This is a genomic window from Lysinibacillus sp. NPDC097287 (assembly GCF_044761695.1).
Classification (GTDB): domain Bacteria; phylum Bacillota; class Bacilli; order Bacillales_A; family Planococcaceae; genus Lysinibacillus.
On the sequence record NZ_JBIWCX010000008.1, the window covers coordinates 165,298 to 184,150 of the forward strand.

Annotated in this window: 16 protein-coding genes and 1 other annotated feature; of the genes, 8 read left to right on the forward strand and 8 right to left on the reverse strand. The window is 36.7% G+C overall.

Annotated elements, in window-relative coordinates; translation table 11 throughout:
- Window positions 1–120: 120 nt before the first annotated feature.
- A complete protein-coding gene (locus tag ACIQ2D_RS13235) occupies window positions 121–969 on the forward strand; it encodes an ABC transporter ATP-binding protein (protein ID WP_402864734.1) in 849 nt (282 codons plus the stop codon).
- Complete coding sequence (locus ACIQ2D_RS13240) at window positions 966–1,673, forward strand: ABC transporter permease (protein ID WP_402864736.1); 708 nt, start codon at window positions 966–968, stop codon at window positions 1,671–1,673. The genes ACIQ2D_RS13235 and ACIQ2D_RS13240 overlap by 4 nt, the downstream gene beginning before the upstream one ends.
- 142 nt (window positions 1,674–1,815) lie before the next feature.
- Here the strand turns inward: ACIQ2D_RS13240 and ACIQ2D_RS13245 are convergent, their stop codons facing one another.
- Window positions 1,816–2,391 carry a GNAT family N-acetyltransferase gene (locus tag ACIQ2D_RS13245; protein ID WP_402864738.1) on the reverse strand — a complete coding sequence of 192 codons (576 nt, stop codon included), beginning with the start codon at window positions 2,389–2,391 and terminating at the stop codon, window positions 1,816–1,818.
- A gap of 143 nt (window positions 2,392–2,534) precedes the next feature.
- On the opposite strand from ACIQ2D_RS13245, the gene pdxR reads away from it, so the two are divergent.
- Together pdxR and ACIQ2D_RS13255 are read left to right on the forward strand one after the other, a co-directional pair.
- Window positions 2,535–3,851 (forward strand): MocR-like pyridoxine biosynthesis transcription factor PdxR, encoded by a 1,317-nt coding sequence (pdxR, locus tag ACIQ2D_RS13250; protein WP_402864818.1) that lies wholly within the window; start codon window positions 2,535–2,537, stop codon window positions 3,849–3,851.
- A 76-nt stretch (window positions 3,852–3,927) separates the two neighbouring features.
- The gene (locus ACIQ2D_RS13255; RefSeq protein ID WP_402864740.1) at window positions 3,928–4,728 is read left to right on the forward strand and encodes an EcsC family protein; all 801 of its coding nucleotides are present in this window, start codon (window positions 3,928–3,930) and stop codon (window positions 4,726–4,728) included.
- A 110-nt stretch (window positions 4,729–4,838) separates the two neighbouring features.
- Here the strand turns inward: ACIQ2D_RS13255 and ACIQ2D_RS13260 are convergent, their stop codons facing one another.
- Window positions 4,839–5,807, reverse strand: a complete 969-nt coding sequence (locus ACIQ2D_RS13260; protein WP_402864742.1) for a quinone oxidoreductase family protein — start codon at window positions 5,805–5,807, stop codon at window positions 4,839–4,841.
- Window positions 5,808–6,034: 227 nt separating this feature from the next.
- On the opposite strand from ACIQ2D_RS13260, the gene ACIQ2D_RS13265 reads away from it, so the two are divergent.
- From ACIQ2D_RS13265 to ACIQ2D_RS13275, 3 genes are all read left to right on the forward strand, one after another.
- Window positions 6,035–6,541 (forward strand): RNA polymerase sigma factor, encoded by a 507-nt coding sequence (locus ACIQ2D_RS13265; RefSeq protein WP_402864744.1) that lies wholly within the window; start codon window positions 6,035–6,037, stop codon window positions 6,539–6,541.
- Window positions 6,534–7,421 (forward strand): hypothetical protein, encoded by an 888-nt coding sequence (locus ACIQ2D_RS13270; RefSeq protein WP_402864746.1) that lies wholly within the window; start codon window positions 6,534–6,536, stop codon window positions 7,419–7,421. Before ACIQ2D_RS13265 ends, ACIQ2D_RS13270 begins: the two co-directional genes overlap by 8 nt.
- 123 nt (window positions 7,422–7,544) lie before the next feature.
- Window positions 7,545–7,805, forward strand: a binding site (T-box leader).
- Window positions 7,806–7,863: 58 nt separating this feature from the next.
- Window positions 7,864–9,033, forward strand: coding sequence for an MFS transporter (locus ACIQ2D_RS13275; RefSeq protein WP_402864748.1), 1,170 nt, complete (start codon window positions 7,864–7,866; stop codon window positions 9,031–9,033).
- 220 nt (window positions 9,034–9,253) lie between these two features.
- Here the strand turns inward: ACIQ2D_RS13275 and ACIQ2D_RS13280 are convergent, their stop codons facing one another.
- The 5 genes from ACIQ2D_RS13280 to ACIQ2D_RS13300 form a co-directional block, all read right to left on the reverse strand.
- Window positions 9,254–10,519, reverse strand: a complete 1,266-nt coding sequence (locus ACIQ2D_RS13280) for an MFS transporter (RefSeq protein ID WP_402864750.1) — start codon at window positions 10,517–10,519, stop codon at window positions 9,254–9,256.
- Window positions 10,520–10,651: 132 nt separating this feature from the next.
- On the reverse strand, window positions 10,652–11,407 hold the full coding sequence (locus ACIQ2D_RS13285) for an SDR family NAD(P)-dependent oxidoreductase (protein ID WP_402864752.1): 756 nt from the start codon (window positions 11,405–11,407) through the stop codon (window positions 10,652–10,654).
- Window positions 11,408–12,052: 645 nt separating this feature from the next.
- A complete protein-coding gene (locus ACIQ2D_RS13290; RefSeq protein ID WP_402864754.1) occupies window positions 12,053–13,237 on the reverse strand; it encodes an NAD(P)/FAD-dependent oxidoreductase in 1,185 nt (394 codons plus the stop codon).
- Window positions 13,238–13,282: 45 nt separating this feature from the next.
- Window positions 13,283–13,711: a DUF1641 domain-containing protein gene (locus ACIQ2D_RS13295; RefSeq protein WP_402864756.1), complete on the reverse strand. Its 429-nt coding sequence runs from the start codon at window positions 13,709–13,711 to the stop codon at window positions 13,283–13,285.
- A 483-nt stretch (window positions 13,712–14,194) separates the two neighbouring features.
- Window positions 14,195–14,812, reverse strand: coding sequence for a TetR/AcrR family transcriptional regulator (locus tag ACIQ2D_RS13300; protein WP_402864758.1), 618 nt, complete (start codon window positions 14,810–14,812; stop codon window positions 14,195–14,197).
- Window positions 14,813–14,938: 126 nt separating this feature from the next.
- Here ACIQ2D_RS13300 and ACIQ2D_RS13305 point away from each other — a divergent pair, with 126 nt between their 5' ends.
- Window positions 14,939–17,125 carry an MMPL family transporter gene (locus tag ACIQ2D_RS13305; protein WP_402864760.1) on the forward strand — a complete coding sequence of 729 codons (2,187 nt, stop codon included), beginning with the start codon at window positions 14,939–14,941 and terminating at the stop codon, window positions 17,123–17,125.
- Window positions 17,126–17,182: 57 nt separating this feature from the next.
- On the opposite strand, the gene ACIQ2D_RS13310 is transcribed toward ACIQ2D_RS13305, so the two are convergent.
- Window positions 17,183–18,697 carry a DHA2 family efflux MFS transporter permease subunit gene (locus ACIQ2D_RS13310; protein WP_402864762.1) on the reverse strand — a complete coding sequence of 505 codons (1,515 nt, stop codon included), beginning with the start codon at window positions 18,695–18,697 and terminating at the stop codon, window positions 17,183–17,185.
- Between the last annotated feature and the right edge of the window lie 156 nt (window positions 18,698–18,853).

The window sequence follows — 18,853 nt, forward strand, 5'->3', positions numbered from 1 at the left end:
CCTGTCAGAGGGATATATCTCCACTAAGCGCCAATTTTCATCCTTTCAGCCGAAATCTAATGTAGCCTTTTCAAATGTGCTTTAAAGTGAAGACATCAACAACACTCAGGAGGTTTACACATGGAGACAGTCATTGATGTTCAACATTTGAAAAAAGCTTTTAACAAGGAAGTTGCCTTACAAGATGTTTCATTCTCTATTAAAAAAGGAGAAATTTTTGGATTCCTAGGTCCTAGTGGCTCTGGCAAAACAACTACTATTAAAATTTTAACAGCACAAACAGAAAAAACTTCAGGCGATGTTTCATTATTTGGACGCGCTGCTAGCGAAATGAAACAAAGTGATAATCGTAAACGTTTTGGTATTTTAACAGATAATAGTGGCTTATATACACGTCTTTCTATTGAAGAGAACCTGAAACTTTATTGTCAGTTATATGAATTACCTAATCCTTCCATAAAAGACGCTTTAGATTTTGTTAATTTGTATGCCGAACGTAAAAAGAAAATTAGCCAGTTGTCTAAGGGCATGCTTCAGCGCGTTACACTTGCTCGCGCAATTATGCACAAGCCAGAGCTGTTATTTTTAGACGAACCTACCTCAGCGCTGGATCCGGTGAATACACAACATATTTATAACGGTTTACGTAGATTAAACGACATGGGCACGACAATTTTTTTAACGACACATGATATGGGCGAAGCCGAACTACTATGTGACCGCGTTGCCTTCTTACATCAGGGGAAAATTCGAGCAATGGGTGCACCGAAACAGTTGAAAAAAGAATTCGGCGATAATTCTATAACGGTAGAGCTACAAAATGGTACGAGCGAAACAATTCGAAGTGGTGCCGAGGATGCACAGAAATTATTTTATTGGATGCGCTCAGATGAGGTTGCACGTATTTATACAAACGAGCCTACTTTAGGGGATATTTTTATGCAAATAACGGGGAGTGATTTAGTATGAACATTTCAATGACACGTATTCAAGCTATTTTTGTGAAGGATTTCAAGGAATTTTCTCGAAACTATGCTGTATCCATTATGGCTCTTATACCGCTTGTTTTAGCGTTTGCTTACAACAAAGTGGGGGGAAGTAATTTACAATCCTTGATGTTACTAATTAACATGGCCTTTTCCCTTGTCACAGCCTATGTACAATGCTGTTTAATTGCGGAGGAAAAGGAAAAAAATACGCTTCGTAGTTTAATGCTATCCCCCGCTTCACTTGGTGATATTATAATCGGAAAGAGCTCATTAGTCTTTGTATTATCTAGTGCTGTAATTGCTCTAACAATCTATATTCTTGGTTACGAACCAGCAAATCTTTTATTATTATCGGCTGCATTATTACTATCAGCATTTTTCTATATTGCAATTGGAACATTTTGTGGGTTGTTTACAAAAACAATAATGGAAGCGTCCATAATCATTTTACCTGTTGTATTTATTTTCATAGGTGGTTCTACTGCCTTTGCAATGTCAGAGGCATATCCAGTATTAAAAATTGCAGAGTGGCTACCAAGTACCCAACTTTTACTTTTAGCTGAATCTTTAGAAGGAAATTATTCAACAACTGATTTGATAGTTCCATTCGCTACAATTATCGTATGGACACTTTTCACATGGCTGATGACAGCATTTTTCTATAAAAAAAGAATGGTCGACTAAGACCATTCTTTTTTTCTTATTTTACCCACAAATCGATTGCTAAATCTGTACCAATGAAGGCATTATTCACATGCTTTTGGATTACTTTTTCATACACTACTGGAATAACACATCCCTTAAAAACACAGATTAAGTTCCTCCATTACGTCAAAAGCTTTTTCAAATGCGTTTTCATTTCCGGCCAATCTTCTTTTATCACACTATACATGACCGTATGGCGTGTCGTGCCATCTTTTCGAATCATATGATTACGGAGAATACCTTCCTTTATGGCCCCTATCCGTTCAATCGCCTTTTGTGAACGGGTATTTTCATGATCTGTTTTTATCTGAACACGACGTAAACCGAGCACGTCAAAACAGTAGCTTAATAATAAGTATTTACAGTTTGTGTTCACTTCTGTGCGCCAATAGGCCGGTGTTAGCCATGTATAACCTATTTCAAGCCGTTGGTGTTGTGTATCAATATCCATAAACCTTGTAGAACCTATGACTTTTCCAGATTTTTTATCCACAATTACAAATGGAAATTCTTTATTAAACGCTTTTTCTTGCAATGCCTTATCCACAAAATTATGCACATCCGCTTCATTATTAAGATTTGTGGATAAGTAAGTCCAAATATCTGGATAACTACCAGCTGCTAAAATTCCAGCCACATCTTGTTTTTCTAATGGCTTTAATAATACGATCTCATTTTCTAATGCTGTAAAAATCATTTCTTGTCACTCCTTTTCAACCATTTAACTTCATTTTTGATAAGATACAAATAACCAATTTTTAAAAATCAAACCATACCAGGAGGTGCATTATAATAGAAATACTCATATTATTTTCAGATGAATCACCAAAATATGTACAGATATATGAACAAATTAAACATGCAATCCTAACGAAAAAACTCCAAGCACAGTCTCAGCTACCTTCTAAGCGTATGTTTGCTAATCAGCTAAGTGTTAGTATTCATACGATTAAAGAGGCCTATGAACAACTATTAGCTGAAGGCTATATTTATAGTATAGAACGATCAGGATATTTTGTAGCACCCTTTGAATTTGAATGGCAACAGCTGTTGATACAGAAGAAGTCCGCACCAGCTACAAAAAACAACAAAACTCCAATACAATTTGATTTTAGCAATGGTCATGTGGATAAAGAAGCTTTCCCCTTTACAACTTGGCACAAACTTATGAAAAAACACTTCTCAGCTGATAATCTAATTACTAGTCCATGGCAAGGCGAACATAAATTACGTGGAGAAATTGCTGAGTATGTTGGTCGTTCAAGAGGTGTTGATTGTGAAGCATCTCAGGTATTTATTTATAGTGGTACACAAAGTCAGTTACAAACACTATGCCAATTTTTCGGATCACAAACGCATGTTGGCTTAGAGAATCCTGGTTTTACAAGAATACATGCTACATTGCAACATTGCGGTTTATCAACTCATGCCATCCCTGTGGATAACCATGGTGTCACTGTACCAACAGAAACAATTCACATATTATACACAACACCCGCTCATCAGTTTCCACTCGGTATGGTTATGTCTATAAAAAGACGCGCGGCTCTATTGCAATGGGCTAATTCTAATGAAGCATTCATCATAGAGGATGATTATGATTCAGAATTTCGCTACAAGGGCTTACCGATTCCCTCGCTAGCAAATATGGATAAACTACAGCGGGTTATTTATTTTGGTACGTTCTCTAAAATACTTATTCCCTCTCTTCGCATAAGCTATGTAATTTTGCCAAATTCACTTATTGAAGCATTTAATCTATTTAATCAAGAACAAAAATCGGTTGTCTCAAAAGTAAATCAGCTCGTACTAGCTGATTTCATTGAACAAGGATTACTTGATAAACATATATCCAAAATGCGTACTATTTATCGCAAAAAACAACAGACACTTCTAACCGCAATTAACACTCATTTCTCCAAGGAATTTCAAGTGATTGGGGAAAGTTCCGGACTACATATTATTGTGACATTACCTAAAAGGCTATCTGAGGAAGAGGCAATTCAACGCGCATTGTCAGTAGGTATTAAAGTTTATCCATGCTCAACATCATTTCAATCCCCAACTGAATACGCCATGATACTTATTGGGTATGGTGGATTATCGATAAATCAAATTAAAGAAGGGATTGCACTTCTAGCTAACGTTTTGCAATAAAAAATTAGTTTTGAAACCTTTTATAATTTTTCTCGTATTTAGAATATACGCATTCATATAAAGGGGAATAGAAAAAATGGAAACTCGAGAACAATTAGAGGTACATTTACAAGAAATTCAAACATGGGAAAAAGATCAAAAAGGCTTGTGGTTTTGGGAAAAGCTAGGTCGCATACCTTTTAAAATTTTAGATAAAATGACCCCGGCTTTCATCCAAAATAAAATCGGTTTATTGGTGTCTGAGTTAGGGAGCTACATTCAGTCCGGTGGAAAATATTTAATCAGTGAAAAAGCCATGATTCAGAAAATAAAAGATACTTCCTCTTATGATGAAATTCAAACAATTAATGACATTGGACAGATGCCATTAGAAGACATGATTTCGATGAGTGGAAAGCTCCAAAACGATCGCGTTAAATTAGCTACTGTACAAGGTGCTTCTACTGGTATTGGTGGTATCTTTACATTAGCTATTGATATTCCAGTTATATTGGGAATGGCACTAAAAACGCTACAGGAGATTGCGATTATTCATGGCTATGATCCGAACGATAAAATGGAGCGTATTTTCATTGTAAAATGCCTACAATTCGCATCTGCTGATATTGTCGGCAAGGAGGCGATATTGAAAGAGCTTTCCTCCATGCACGAAGACAAAGATGCCTCTGAAAATATGATTTCTCAGCTACAAGGTTGGCAGGAAGTATTTTTCACGTATCGCGACCAATTTGGTTGGAAAAAGCTTTTCCAAATGGTTCCGATAGCTGGTATGATTTTCGGTGCATATGCAAACAAGGGAATGATAAATGATGTTGCTGAAGCAGGTATCATGCTATATCGAAAAAGACGGATTTATGAAAAACTGAAGGAAATTTAACGATAGAAATCATAGCAATTAAGTTATCCATCTGTTAAATACTAACCTATAAATCATCAATAAAGAGAGATACTTTGCATAGCACTCACATCTCTCTTAGTTTTTTTATTTCATATTTTAATTAGTATTTTCCCTTGATGTTGTCGACTCTCCATAAACTTATGTGCCTCTTGCATTTCTTCTAATCTATAAGTTTTTGCAATTGGTACTTGTAGATCTTCACTTTTCAACAACGCAAAAATTTCCCCAGCGACTGTTTGAAGCATTTCAGGTTTTAGTTTTCTAGTCGTGCCTAAGCTAAATCCTTTTACATTGCGACAACTACTATGTAAATCTGAGGTTTTAATGTTACCAGCTCTCCCGCCACTGTTGCCAAATTGCACAAGTGTGCCGTATTGAGCTAGGCAGTTGAGACTTTCCTCCGTGACATCTCCCGCAATCGAATCAAAAACAATATCTACTCCATAACCATCTGTATATTCATTCACCTGTTGGCTAAAGTTATCGTACGTCAATACAGTGTCTGCTCCGAGCTCATAAACGATGTTAGCCTTGTCCATATTGCCAACAACACCGATGATTTTTTTTGCACCAAGTTGTTTTGCCATTTGTACAAGCATTGTTCCTACACCACCAGATGCCGCATGAATTAAAACCGCATCTGCTTCGCTTACTTTCATAACTTTATGTGTGAGGATATACGCTAAAAAAGAAACAGTTGGGATCGCAGCAGCTTTTTCAAAAGATAAATCATGAGGGATTTTAAATACTAATTGCTCATTGGCTATGACATATTCCGCATAAGAACCGTTTTTAGGAAATGCTATTACGCGATCCCCCTTCTTAAAAGCACTAGTCTCATCAAATACTTCCTCAACCACCCCTGCCGCGTCTAAACCGAGTATCATCGGGAAATTCCCCTTTGCCTTATTCCCTGTTCGATTTTTGACATCTGCAAAATTTACACTCGTATATTTTGCATGAATTAGTAGTTCTCCTGCTGATATATTCGGTTTTGCGCATTCAACATATTCTAAAACTGATGGTGTACCAAATTCGTGAATGACAACAGCCTTCATACAACCACACCTCCCTGATATAGTAATATTATAATATAAATGGTAATTTATTTTCTTTCAAAAAGGTGTTACACGGAGTATGAAATTCATATATCCGTACACTTTCGAGATTTATCGACCAACTCCACGAATTTAGCACCCTACTTTTGGATTTTATCGGAATAACTCTAAAAATTTTTGAGTCAAAACTTCCAGTGAGTCGTCTATAGATGAAAGAGGTGAGCAAGATGAATCTGCGAACAGAGGAATTGTATGAATTATATAGTACGAGCATTTATAAATTTATATTACTAATGGTCAGTCACCCTGAAACAGCAGAAGATCTGACACAAGAAACATACATACGATGTCACAAAAATATTCAACATTTCCGAGGTGAAGCGACTGAGCTGACCTGGTTGAGGAAAATCGCACGAAATATCGTCTATGATTACTACAAACGACAGCGAATTTTATCCTTTATTCCATTTACGAAGAAACATGAACGTGAGGAAAAAACTTACGTGCCCCACGAGTGGCTTTTAGCTGATGAAGAAACGAAGGCATTATATATAGCGATACAAAAATTGAAATTTGCTTATCGCGAAGCAATTATTTTGCGCAAAATCGAAGGCTATTCCATTAAAGAAACGGCGAAAATTCTGGGTTGTTCCGAGGTAAAGGTAAAAAACGATACAGCTAGAGGTGTTGAGCAGCTACAACGTTTATTGGAGGGAGAGGTAGACTATGTTTGACAAGCAATTTGAACAAATGCTGAATATCGAACGTTCTGAGGAAGCTAAATCTCAAACAAAGCAACTAATCAATCAGCAAATAAAGACAACACAAAAAAAAGAAATGCGTCAATACTACGCTGTCCTTAGTATCGTCACTACACTCGCCATTATTTTGCTCATTAGTAGCCTATCGTCTATGACTTTACCACCGCAATCTGCCGAAACGGATGAAGCTGTTCACATTATTGGTTCCATAGCTTTAAAAGATGGAGATGCAGACAAAACGTATAATTTACAATCTTTTTTCCTATTATCTACACGACATAATGACAATGCTAAATGGCTTATTCAACTTGAAGAACTCCTTCAAGATCTTGTACCTGCAAAAAATCCAGAGCTGAATTTTTCAACTCAAAATGCAGACCATTTATTCGTTCAATATGATAACGGACAAAGTAAGTATTTTAAAATAATAATGGGAGATTCAGGAGCTTATGTCTTAGATGAATCCAGTGGTCAATTTTATTATGCAGGCAAATTAAATGCAGCCGTACAAGAACACTTTAAAGGATTACGCTTTCTTGGCATTTTACTTCTAGTTGCGCTCTTCATTATTATAGCTAAAATTGGGCGTCGTTACTTTAGTAAAAAGGACGATGAGCAGCCTTCACGAAAAACTTCATCGCTTCCAACAGCTTTAATGACACTGGGTGGTATGGCTATTATTAATATTTATGGTACAGTACATTTTGGTCTACTTGGCTTATACTATTTCTTATTCATCCTTCTACGTTCACTTTATGACTATAAACGTTACCAGATTAAAACCTCTTTAGCTCACTTTACTTTTATGACTATTGCTATAGCTCTCTTTCTAATCATTATCTATAAAATATAATTACGCTAAGTCACCATTTTTGTGACCTAGCTTTTTTTAGCAGCCACTTTTGCTCAATCACATCGTCAATTTTGCATTCAACAACTGTTAGATTGTATTTTTCTGGATTTGTGTTAAACTATCTGAAATACATTGAAGAGAAGAGTAAATAAGGTTGTTCTTTCCAGAGAGCTCGAGTTGCTGAAAACGAGTAAGAACGCATTATTGAAACAAGTCTCGGAGTAGCGTATTGGACTCCTTAAACGGATGATGGTGCGACGGGAACTCCCGTTACAGAGTTACAGTATAAGCATTTATGCAGTACTTAAAAAGGTTATTATGGCGACATAATAACGAACTAGGGTGGCACCACGTGAGCGTAAAATTCACAATCTCGTCCCTAAGACAACTCGTCTTGGGGGTGAGATTTTTTTCATTTTGAATATTGGAATGGAGGAATTTTATGACGCGGAAAAAGGTGCTTTTACTTAGTAGTATTGGAGTTGCTAATGTTGGGGAATGGGTGTATTTCATAGCATTGAATTTATTAGTGTTAAACCTTACGCAATCGCCACTAGCTGTGATTGTGCTTTATATTTTAGCACCGATTGCTACAATCACCACAAGCTTGTGGGCAGGAAGTTTAGTTGATCGTTTAAATCAACGTAAGCTGTTAATAGCATTGGATCTTTCAAGAGCAGTTTTAGTCGTATGCCTATTCTTTAGCTCCTCACTAGTTACAATTTATTGTCTTTCTTTTTTTATTCATATAGCTAACGCCACTTTCGCAACATCTTCACTTGTATATATGACAAGGCTTGTTCCAACAGATGAGCAACAAAGATTTAACGCGCTTAAAAATTTTATTCAGACTGCTGGTTTTATAGTAGGTCCAAGTATAGCTGGTGTCTTATTTTTCATCGGAACGCCTACCACAGCAATTCTTTTTAACAGTGTCGCATTAGTATGTTCATCCATGCTTATCTCACGGCTCCCCAATATGATGACTAATGAACCCGTGAAGACAAGTTTGAGCTGGTCCATTATAAAAGCGGACTGGCATATCGTTTACCATTTCTCAAAAAAACATATACATCTCGTGTTACTTTATTTACTTTTTTGTAATGTCATTATATTGACGACAGCTATCGATTCTTTAGAAGTTTCATTTGCTACGATTGTATTGAATTTATCTACATCCATGTATGGGTTGCTTGTAAGCGTTGCTGGAGTTGGCGCTTTTACAGGGGCAATTGTTAATAGTCTATTTAGCCATAAATTTAAACTCAAATATATGATTGGTTACGGCACATTATTTACAGCCATCGGATATCTCATTTTTTCCATCTCACATACTTTTACGTGGGCTGCCATTGGATTTTTTGTACTCACCTTTGCTTTTTCATTTGCCAATACCGGATTTTTAACATATGTTCAACAAAATATTCCTATTAACATATTAGGTAGGTTCACGAGTATTTACAGCATCGCTGAATCTTTTGGCATACTAGTACTTACATTAGGTGTAGGTATCTTATCGCAAACGTTTGGCATCAGACTTGTTGTTTTTTCGGCAACAGTTCTACTAATAGTAGTTGCCAGTCTTCTTATTTCACATTTAAACAGGAAGTAAAAATATTATTCAAAAACAGATGTTAGAATTCGACACGCCGCTTTAACTGTGCTGAAAAGAAAAAAGATGCTCCTCCCTTATTACTAATACAAGTAATAAAGGAGGAGGCATCAGTTGTGTTATAACAGATAAATATGTTATAGTACAAAGTGTCAACGAATTTTCACAGTTGAACAGTTTATACTATTCTATGTTGTGTTAAAATAATCTCATAAAATAATTACTTCCATAAACCTGCTTTTTCTAATTTCTTTTTACCTTTAAATGCTACGAATACTAATACTACATTGATTACTAACATTGCAGCGATTGCGTATAGTACTAATGTATAATTACCTGTAAGTTCGAACACATAGCCATAACCAGGTAATGCAACAATACCTGCGATTGCTAAACCAAGAGCAGCAGTAGCATAGATTTGAGCGTAATCTTTAAGACCGAATAAAGCTGATGTTAAAAGTGGTACTAATGTTCCTAAAGATGCTACTACAAATCCATAAATACCAATAGCTAAGTTGAACATTAATGCGTTCTCCGGAACCGTTAAAAGAATAACAACTGGCACTAAACCTAATACCATTGCGAAGATGGCTGTGTTTTTCGCACCAATCTTATCGCTTAAAATACCGAAAGCAAGGGCACCGATTAATACACCGAATTGCCAACCGCCCATTGCAGAACCAGCAAATTTAATATCGTAACCTAAGCCCATTGCGAATGGCGCAACGTGTTGACCGAAACTACTAATTGCTGTGATAAAGAAGAAGAATGCTAGTAATGCGTAAAATGCGCTAGATTTTTTTGCTACAGCAGCAGTAACACCTGTCACTTCTTGTTGTTGAGAAGAAGCTGTATTGTTTGCTTGTACTTCATCACTACCTAATGGTTGTAAACCTTTTTGTTGAGGTGCCATACGAATTGTTAATAAAATGACTGGTACAACAACTGCCATTACACCTAAACCTAATGCGAAATACGTAATTCTCCAACCTTCGTTGGCGATTAAGTTACCAGCCATTGGTTGAAGGATTGCACCGAAAATACCACCTGAAGCTACCATAATACCCATAGCTAAACCGTTATGCTTTTTAAACCAGTTATTGATTAATACTGGACCAGCGATTTGTGTGATAAAAATCGAACCAATTGACATTGGGATACAGAATAAGTACCAACCCCATACAGAGTTCATTAAGCCGAACATAGCAAAGCCACCAGCTTGAAGGACCATTGCTGTTACTAAAATAATTCTAATATCGTATTTCGCCATTATTTTACCCGCGATTGGTAAGAAAATCATTGTGACAATGGAGGAAATACTAAAGTATAATGTTAAGCTTCCCATCCCAATTCCTAAATCTTCTGTAACTGGTGTTAAAAACAACCCACCTGCAGTCATGATTCCGCCTTTTGCTAAGCCGACCATAAGTGCTACGCCTAATAATAACCACCATGCATAGTGGATTTTTTTCTTTTGTTGAGTCATGATGAACTCCTCGATTCAATGTTTATTTGTTGACCATTTTACTTATTCAAAATGGTGTTAGTTTTTTAGTTAGATAGATAATGATTTATAATTTGGATGCCCTTTAACGAAAAGGCACCCTTTTATATATGATTAGCGTAATTTAATTGATCCGCCGTCTACCATGATTGTTTGCCCCGTAATATAAGCCGAATCTTCGCTTGCTAAGAATACTGCAACGCGACCGATATCATCTTCAATTTCACCTAATCTTCTTAGAGGAATTTTAGAAAGCATTCCTTGGTAATATTCTGGATTTTCTTCTGCCCACTGAATCATACCTGGTGATTTAGCGATTGGTGCAATGATGTTTACGTTGATCCCAAATGGACCAAATTCATTCGCTGCTACACGTGTAATTCCACGAATTGCTTCTTTTGCAACTGCATAAGATGCTTGGTTAACATCACCGTTAATGCCAGCACCTGAAGCGAAGTTGATGATATTTCCTTTTGATTCTTTTAAATATGGTAGTGCAGCTTGCATTAAGTAGAATGTTGGATAGAATCCAGTATTAAATGATAAATCGAAATCTGCTTGTGTTGTATCAGCAATCGAATTCATTCTTGATGCATGTGCATTGTTTACTAGAATATCTAGTTTGCCGTATCTCTCGATAACTTGTGTTACAATGTTTCCTAGTTTTTCATGTTCTGCAAGGTTTGCTTGAATAAACATAGATTCTGGTGAATGTGCTTGTAATGTTTTAATAGATTCATTTCCTACTTCTGCATTTAAGTCCACAATTACAACTGTTGCTCCTTCTTTTACAAAGGCAGTTGCCATTCCCATACCGATACCGCCTGCGCCACCTGTAATAATTGCTACTTTTCCATCAAGTTTTTTCATTATAATTTCTCCTTTATAAAAACATAATTGTTATGTACCCAATAACCGCATTGAGTTTTATAAATACTTCTTAATCCATCTTGTATTCTCTTTGAACCTACTACATTACATTAATACACCTCAGTAACTTTTCGGATATTAGTTACTTTATGTAACTATAATAACCTATTTATTATAATGTGTCAATAATGTGAACTTAATTATTCTAGTAACTTTCAAATGAAAGAATCCTATCAAAAGATTATAGATTACTTTCTGTATATTAGTTACTTTATGTAACCATAATAACTTTTTTATCGGAATGTGTCAACGAAGTAAACCCGACCATTTTAGTAGTATATAATAAAAACTATTATGCTCCTATTTAATAAATAAAACCCTCTTCTACAATATCAAGTCCACCTACTGTATAGTGAATGCTGTTTTAAAGTTTGAATCCATGTCCATCACTACTATTTCCATATCTGCTCCATGTTAGCGAAAGTAATCTTAAACTGATTCTTTTTATGACTTGATAAAATATCAATTGAACACAAACAAAAAGCAGTGGAAAGTTCGTTTGAATCGAACTTTCCACTGCTTAAATTAAATTTCTGACTTATTCAGTTCCCTCAATATTCTCGAGGACATTTTGAATACTAATGATTAATATGCTAAGCCGAATAGAGCTTTGATGTGTGTCATATAGCGAATGTTTGACGCTTCTTTCATTAATGTTGCAGGAAGACCTTTAAGTTCAATGTTGTTTCCTCCAACAGTAGCAACAGCATCTTTACGGCCTAAGCTTGCAAGAGTACCAGAATTGATAGCTGAGAATTCTTTCATATCTTGGTTTTTGTATTGTGCGAATAAGTTGTAACCAGCACATTCGCCCATTTGCCATGCAACTTGTGCAGTTGGTGCGTAAAGTGGACGTCCTCCGTCTGCTGGTAATGCTACAGAGCTATCGCCAAGAACAAATACATCAGGGTGAGATGTAGATTGTAGGAATTCGTTGATTGTTGCTTTACCGCGGTCTGCAGCAAGGCCAGATTCACCAACCATTGGAAGTGGAGCTACCCCACCAGTCCAGATTAATGTGTTTGCAACGATTGGTTCACGGTCTTTAAGAGAAATTACATTGCCCTCAACACCAGTTACAGGTGTACCTGTAATGAATTCAACGCCACGTTTTGTTAAGCTTTCAGTAGCACGTGTGATAAGTGTATCTGGTAGTACTGGTAAGATTTTCGGACCAGCTTCAACAAGTTTAATTTTAAGGTCAGCAAAGTTTACGCCGTGTTTCGCAGCAACTTTCGGGAAGTTGTCCACGATTTCACCAACAAGCTCAGTACCTGTTAAACCGCCACCGCCGATAACGATCGTTGCATCTGCTTCGTCTTTAGACTGTGCGTATGCTTTGATACGGTCTTCGATGTGTTTGTAGATTTTGTTTGCATCATGTACTGATTTAAGTACCATTGAGTTTTCTTCTAATCCTGGGATACCGAAGAAACCAGTTTGGCTTCCTAAAGCAACAACTAAAGTGTCATAAGATAATGTATAGCCAGTATCTAAGTCTACCTTTTTAGTATCTACGTTGAATTTTGTTACTTTCGCAATTTGTAACTCTACATCTAGACCTTTGAAGATTTTATTTAGTGGTAGTGCAACAGCACCTTCAGCGATAGTACCACCAGCTAAACGGTGAAGCTCTGTGATGATTTGGTGTGTAGGATATTGGTTTACTAAAGTAATTTTTGCTTCATCGGCTGATAAATATTTACGAGCTGTTAATGCAGCTAATACACCAGCGTAACCAGCACCTAAGATGACGATTTCTTTTGACATGATTAATTAATCCTCCGTCCTTACTAATTGAATATATCTTGGATCTTATTTTGAATTACGTTCAGCATTTACTTGTAAAAATGCATTTACAAAGCGGAAAGCGCCTTGAACTTGTGGGTCTTTTAACATTTTCATAAGACCAAATAAACCAATTGATTCTTGGCTTTCCGCTGCACGATCTTTTGCCTCGATAGCAGTAGCCGCTAAATTTTTAGCTGTGCCTACTACTGGACCAGCCATTTCTGATACCGCACTAACCGTATCATTTTTTAATACTTCATCCGTTGCAACTAATTGAGCAAACTCATATGATTTTGTTAATAACGTCATCATTTCAGTTAACTTTGGTAATTGCTCTACTAAAGTATTTAGAGATTCTTGAACCTCAGGCTTTAATAGTTGGTCTAGTACATCTAATTGCTCTTGACTAACAGTTAATTGTTCAGTCTGTGGTTGGTTTTTCGTTTCTGACATTTTAAACTCTCCTTTGCCATCACTGTTGCTATTTTTTATATTGCCTACATGTAAAAAAAGACCATTAAGCGTTCATCTTAACAGTCGTTACAGCTTATATCTTACACACTCACCAGTCACAAGGGCCGGATTACAAATATGATTATTTGTAATTACGATGTTAACTCTATTTTGCTTGAAACGCATCACAATTCCATCCTTATCTCGTCCGGGTGACATTACGTCTTTAATTATAAGGCTGTTTGTACATTATTTCAATTAACTAATTCACGATTTCGACATTATTTTAAAAGATTCGTTTAATTGTAAACTATTTTCGATGTACACTTACCTAATTATTCCTATTAAGTTGAAAAACGGAATTATATAAACATATTTTATCAACTAAAATATACACTAATAAACAATCCCTGCTATTACTTATGTGAAAATTCATTTTCTATATTTCTTAATAGATACTACTTAAATACCATGGACTGAATTTTATTTTTGAATAGATTGCCAAAAGAATTCTGTAATTTCCTTCGCAGCTTCCTTCGACGTTTGGAATAGGCTTGTTCCCTCGCCATCTTTAAAGTAACCAACTGACATCAATGCCATAAATGAATGTGCAAAAAATTGTGCATTACCTTGACGAATTGTTCCCTTCTCCATTTCAAGTTGCATTGATCGTTCGACCGTTTCATACATGGCATTCTCTGAAGCATGTACCTTTTCCAATTGTGATTCTGAGAGATGAATCGTTGCTTCGCGCATAAAATTTTTCATATCAATATCCACTGTTGCAGATAAATGCACTTCGACTAATTGCTCCAGTCGTTCTTTAAATGGTTTGGATAAATTTAAAATTTGCTCAACATGAAATCGAATTCTTTCCATCATTCCCACTAATGCTGAAGTGTACAAGTCTGCCTTTTTAGGGTAATAGTAGTAGATCGTTGCTTTAGTCACATTACAAGCTTTCGCCACATCATCCATCGACACATTTTTATAGCCCTTTTTTATAAAAAGATTAGTAGCAGTCAACAGCACGACCTCTTGTGTTGGCTTTGCCTTTTCATCATGGCGAGGTCTTCCGAGAACACGAGGTGATTTTTTCAACAAGTTCTCCTCCTCATATCTTGTTCTATTTAGTCATATTATATCATAATGTAATTTCCCATTTGATTAATTAACCTTCCGGTATATATAATTATAGACACTTACATGAATTGGAGGTTTTATTAAATGAAAAAGCATCCGCTCGAACAGTGGGGCTCAATGGTAGCAAGTAAAAAAGGGCGTTTCATCGCCCTTGCCTTTTGGGTATTACTTGTTGTCGTTCTATCTTTTGCTTGGCCACAAATTAATAGTATTGAAAGTGAGTCAGGAAAAAACTTGCCAGAAACAGAAATGTCCGAGCAAGCAGCTGCCATTATTAAAGATCAATTTCCAAACGATTCTGGAACACCCCTTCTACTCGTTTGGCACCGTGAAAATGGTCTAACAACCGATGATTTTTCAGCCATTCAAAAGTTGTACGGTGAGTTAAAGGTAAAACCATTAAACAATCAATCTCTTATACCACCGTATGACTTAATGCCACCACAAGCATTACAAGCTGCCACATCAGAAAACGGCTCCACTTTAGTGACGCCTATCTTCTTTGAAAAAGGCGTTGCAACAGATGTACTGCAAGAAAGCCTAGATGATCTAAAGAAAATTATGGGGACACATGATGTTCAATTAGACAAAGATTTAGCAAGTGATGTGCTTCATGTCCGTTATTCTGGACCTGTCGGCATTGCAACTGATGCAGTGAGCTTATTCTCGCAAGCAGATGTGAAATTATTAATCGCGACGGTGATTCTTGTTCTTGTTTTACTGATCATCATTTATCGCTCACCGTTACTTGCCATTATTCCACTAATTGTCGTTGGTCTTGCGTACGGGCTTATTAGTCCAACGTTAGGATTCTTTGCCGAACAAGGGTGGATTGATAAAGACTCCCAGGCTGTGTCGATTATGACGGTTCTACTCTTTGGTGCAGGAACAGATTATTGTTTATTTTTAATTTCGAAATACCGTGAAGTTTTATTCGAAGTCGAAGATAAAACAGCTGCAATGAGGATTGCTGTAAAAGAATCAGGTGGCGCAATTTTAATGAGTGCACTTACTGTGGTCATCGGACTTGCAACACTTAGTCTCGCCCATTATGGTGCCTTCCAACGTTTCGCTGTACCATTTAGCTTTGGTGTCCTGATCATGGGGATTGCCGCTCTTGTCGTACTCCCTGCTATTTTAGTCATCATTGGACGCGTAGCATTTTATCCATTCACACCAAGAACGGAAGAAATGGCTCATAGCCAAGGCAAAAAACAACATAAGCCGAGCCATAAAGTAAGTCATAAAATCGGATATTTCGTGACACAAAAGCCATGGATTGTCATTGCCGTGACTGTACTTTTACTTGGTGGTTTAGCTGCATTTGTACCACGTATTCAATATACATTCGACTTATTATCTTCTTTCCCAAAAGATATGCCCTCTCGTGAAGGCTTTACATTAATAGAAGAAAATTTCTCACCAGGTGAACTTGCGCCTGTACAACTCGTTGTTGATGTTGATGATGTCGATGTTAATTTACAGGTACAACTAGCATCACTACCGTATATCGACCATGTTGATGATGTACAAATTGGTGAGAAAAATGATTCGATTCAGCTCTATGAAATAATATTAAATACGAACCCTTATGCAAAAGAATCTCTAGAACATATTCCTGAACTTAAGGATGAAACTGTGAGGATGCTTGAAGATGCAGGTGTAAACAACGCAAGTGAGCATGTATGGATTGGCGGCGAAACAGCCAATCAGTATGATACAAAACAAGTCACTGAACGCGATGAATCAGTCATTATGCCCACAATGATCGCATTAATTGCCCTCTTATTATTTGTATACTTACGCTCAGTAACAGCGACTGTTTATTTACTAGCGACAGTTGTTATCTCTTACTTTGGGGCGCTCGGCGCGGGCTGGATCATTTTACATTACTTTATGGGCGCAGAGGCAATTCAAGGTGCTATTCCACTGTATGCGTTCGTGTTCCTCGTTGCACTTGGTGAAGATTATAATATTTTCATGATTTCAGAGATTTGGAAGAAGCGTAAAACGAAAGATCATCTATCGGCAGTCAAAGAAGGTGTTGTTCGTACAGGTAGTGTGATTACATCTGCTGGACTTATTTTAGCCGGAACTTTCGCGGTCCTTGCCACACTCCCTATCCAAGTACTCGTGCAATTCGGAGTTGTTACGGCCATAGGTGTACTACTAGATACATTCATCGTCCGCCCTTTACTCGTACCAGCTATTACAACCGTCCTCGGTAAATATGCGTTTTGGCCAGGAGCTTTATTTAAAAAAGATACTTAATACAAATAAAGCGAGAAGCTACCTAATTTAGGTGACTTCTCGCTTTTAAATTTGCTATTATTTTGTTGGTTTTTTCAAATCCATTGAAGCTGCAGCACTTTCTACTTTTACTCGTTTTAAGAAAAGAGCTAAGACAAGGGCAAGAACTGTAATCATTGCTGCAATGAAGAATGAATGGTTAATGCCATCTAATAATGCAGACTGCATAATTTGTTCTTTCATTTGTGCCATTTCCTCTGCACTTAGCTTTACACCTGATTGCGCTGCTTTTTCTTGTGCTTCAGCTATAAGTACCTCTGCACTTGATTTTGTACGATTATTCATAATCGTTACCATGACCGCACTACCAATGGCTCCCGCTACTTGTTGAACTGTATTGTTAACTGCGGTACCGTGTGGATTCATGATTTGTGGTAATTGATTTAATCCGTTCGTCATAATTGGCATCATAACCATCGATAAACCAAACATACGAAGTGTATACATTGAAATGATGTATGTGTAACTTGAATCTATTTGTAATTGTGTTAAGCCAAATGTGGAAATCGTTGTAACACTCAAGCCAAAAATCGCTAACATACGTGGACCAGTTTTATCGAATAATTTACCAGTAATCGGTGACATGAACCCCATTACAAGTGCTCCTGGAAGCATCATTAAACCTGCTTCAAATGGTTCAATACCACGAACGGTTTGAACGTAAGCTGGCGTTAAAATCATCCCTGAGAACATCGCCATAGAAACAATAGTCGAAATAATAGAAGCTAACGCAAACATTGGATATTTATAAATGCGTAATTCTAATAATGGCTCATCCATACGTAATTGCTTCACAACGAAGAGAATTAAAGCAATGCTTCCTACTATAATCGTGCCATAAACAATTGGGTCAGACCAACCTTTACTACCTGCTGTACTGAATCCATATAAAATACTACCAAATGCTACTGTTGATAAAAGTAATGATGGGAAGTCTAAGCGTACATCGCGTGTTTCCATCACGTTTTCTAATTTCCAAATACCGAACACTACACTAATAATGGCGAACGGAATAATCATTTGGAATAGCATACGCCAGTCATAATGTTCTACAATCCACCCTGATAATGTAGGACCAATTGCTGGTGCAGCAAACATTACTAAACCGAAAATCCCCATTGCAGTCCCGCGTTTTTCTTTCGGGAAGCTGATTAGCATAATATTCATTAGTAGTGGCGACATACTTGAAGCCCCTACTGCTTGCACCATACGTCCTGCTAATAGCACTTCAAAGCTTGGCGCGAAGCCAGCCATTATTGTACCGATCGTAAAAATCGACATCGCCGCAATAAATAAGTGTTTATTTTTAAAACGTGTCACGAAAAAGGCTGATGCAGGTACGAGAATACCACTTACAAGCATATAACCTGTTGCAAGCCATTGTACTGTTGCATAATCAATACCGAAGTCTGTCATAATCGTCGGTAAAGCAACATTTAATAATGTATTATTTAAGAAAGCAACAAAAGCTCCCACGAACAGAATGGCGATCATGCCATACGGGGGCTTTTTCATTGTTGATGCATTATTCATTTGTTTCCCTCTATTCTGTCTTGTAAATTATGATAAAACTAATTTTATACTCATAGTCTATTTTTTTCAATGATAAAGTTCTGATTAACTATAATCGTTGATATATAAGCGTTTTCATTATAGAATAAGAGTATAATAACATTAAAAAGGTGAGGT

Excerpts from the sequence above, each read along its gene's own strand:
- ACIQ2D_RS13235 (WP_402864734.1), top strand. The coding sequence starts at position 121 with ATGGAGACAGTCATTGATGTTCAACATTTGAAAAAAGCTTTTAACAAG.
- ACIQ2D_RS13285 (WP_402864752.1), bottom strand. The coding sequence starts at position 11,407 with ATGAAAAAACTTGATGGAAAAGTAGCAATTATTACAGGTGGCGCAGGC.
- ACIQ2D_RS13295 (WP_402864756.1), bottom strand. The coding sequence starts at position 13,711 with ATGTCAGAAACGAAAAACCAACCACAGACTGAACAATTAACTGTTAGT.
- ACIQ2D_RS13305 (WP_402864760.1), top strand. The coding sequence starts at position 14,939 with ATGAAAAAGCATCCGCTCGAACAGTGGGGCTCAATGGTAGCAAGTAAA.
- ACIQ2D_RS13245 (WP_402864738.1), bottom strand. The coding sequence starts at position 2,391 with ATGATTTTTACAGCATTAGAAAATGAGATCGTATTATTAAAGCCATTA.
- ACIQ2D_RS13280 (WP_402864750.1), bottom strand. The coding sequence starts at position 10,519 with ATGACTCAACAAAAGAAAAAAATCCACTATGCATGGTGGTTATTATTA.
- ACIQ2D_RS13270 (WP_402864746.1), top strand. The coding sequence starts at position 6,534 with ATGTTTGACAAGCAATTTGAACAAATGCTGAATATCGAACGTTCTGAG.
- ACIQ2D_RS13260 (WP_402864742.1), bottom strand. The coding sequence starts at position 5,807 with ATGAAGGCTGTTGTCATTCACGAATTTGGTACACCATCAGTTTTAGAA.
- ACIQ2D_RS13290 (WP_402864754.1), bottom strand. The coding sequence starts at position 13,237 with ATGTCAAAAGAAATCGTCATCTTAGGTGCTGGTTACGCTGGTGTATTA.
- ACIQ2D_RS13310 (WP_402864762.1), bottom strand. The coding sequence starts at position 18,697 with ATGAATAATGCATCAACAATGAAAAAGCCCCCGTATGGCATGATCGCC.
- ACIQ2D_RS13265 (WP_402864744.1), top strand. The coding sequence starts at position 6,035 with ATGAATCTGCGAACAGAGGAATTGTATGAATTATATAGTACGAGCATT.
- ACIQ2D_RS13275 (WP_402864748.1), top strand. The coding sequence starts at position 7,864 with ATGACGCGGAAAAAGGTGCTTTTACTTAGTAGTATTGGAGTTGCTAAT.
- ACIQ2D_RS13255 (WP_402864740.1), top strand. The coding sequence starts at position 3,928 with ATGGAAACTCGAGAACAATTAGAGGTACATTTACAAGAAATTCAAACA.
- ACIQ2D_RS13240 (WP_402864736.1), top strand. The coding sequence starts at position 966 with ATGAACATTTCAATGACACGTATTCAAGCTATTTTTGTGAAGGATTTC.